This window comes from Streptomyces sp. NPDC107550, assembly GCF_055639095.1.
The window spans coordinates 1,367-2,782 of sequence record NZ_JBVKBC010000049.1 but is presented as its reverse complement, the minus strand read 5'-3'; the positions used below and the strand labels follow the sequence as shown (position 1 = coordinate 2,782).

Genomic DNA, 1,416 nt, shown 5'->3' with positions numbered 1-1,416 from the left:
AACACAGTGGACGCGAGCAACTGAGGACAAGCCCTCGGCCTATTAGTACCAGTCAACTCCACCCCTTACAGGGCTTCCATATCTGGCCTATCAACCCAGTCGTCTACTGGGAGCCTTAACCCCTCAAAGGGGGTGGGAGTCCTCATCTCGAAGCAGGCTTCCCGCTTAGATGCTTTCAGCGGTTATCCCTCCCGAACGTAGCCAACCAGCCATGCCCTTGGCAGGACAACTGGCACACCAGAGGTTCGTCCGTCCCGGTCCTCTCGTACTAGGGACAGCCCTTCTCAAGACTCCTACGCGCACAGCGGATAGGGACCGAACTGTCTCACGACGTTCTAAACCCAGCTCGCGTACCGCTTTAATGGGCGAACAGCCCAACCCTTGGGACCGACTCCAGCCCCAGGATGCGACGAGCCGACATCGAGGTGCCAAACCATCCCGTCGATATGGACTCTTGGGGAAGATCAGCCTGTTATCCCCGGGGTACCTTTTATCCGTTGAGCGACGGCGCTTCCACAAGCCACCGCCGGATCACTAGTCCCGACTTTCGTCCCTGCTCGACCCGTCGGTCTCACAGTCAAGCTCCCTTGTGCACTTACACTCAACACCTGATTACCAACCAGGCTGAGGGAACCTTTGGGCGCCTCCGTTACCCTTTGGGAGGCAACCGCCCCAGTTAAACTACCCATCAGACACTGTCCCTGATCCGGATCACGGACCCAGGTTAGACATCCAGCACGACCAGAGTGGTATTTCAACGACGACTCCCCCTGAACTGGCGTCCAGAGTTCACAGTCTCCCACCTATCCTACACAAGCCGAACCGAACACCAATATCAAACTGTAGTAAAGGTCCCGGGGTCTTTCCGTCCTGCTGCGCGAAACGAGCATCTTTACTCGTAGTGCAATTTCACCGGGCCTATGGTTGAGACAGTCGAGAAGTCGTTACGCCATTCGTGCAGGTCGGAACTTACCCGACAAGGAATTTCGCTACCTTAGGATGGTTATAGTTACCACCGCCGTTTACTGGCGCTTAAGTTCTCAGCTTCGCCCGACCGAAATCGGACTAACCGGTCCCCTTAACGTTCCAGCACCGGGCAGGCGTCAGTCCGTATACATCGCCTTACGGCTTCGCACGGACCTGTGTTTTTAGTAAACAGTCGCTTCTCGCTGGTCTCTGCGGCCACCCCCAGCTCAGAGTGCAAGACTCATCACCAGGAATGGCCCCCCTTCTCCCGAAGTTACGGGGGCATTTTGCCGAGTTCCTTAACCATAGTTCACCCGAACGCCTCGGTATTCTCTACCTGACCACCTGAGTCGGTTTAGGGTACGGGCCGCCATGAAACTCGCTAGAGGCTTTTCTCGACAGCATAGGATCATCCACTTCACCACAATCGGCTCGGCATCAGGTCTCACC

Annotated in this window: 1 rRNA gene (running past one end of the window); it reads right to left on the bottom strand. The window is 56.3% G+C overall.

The features are described 5' to 3' along the window. Positions 1-22: 22 nt before the first annotated feature. Positions 23-1,416: ribosomal RNA gene (locus tag ACZ7LY_RS32470) — 23S ribosomal RNA — on the bottom strand (its annotated part continues 1,366 nt past the right edge of the window); the annotation flags it as partial.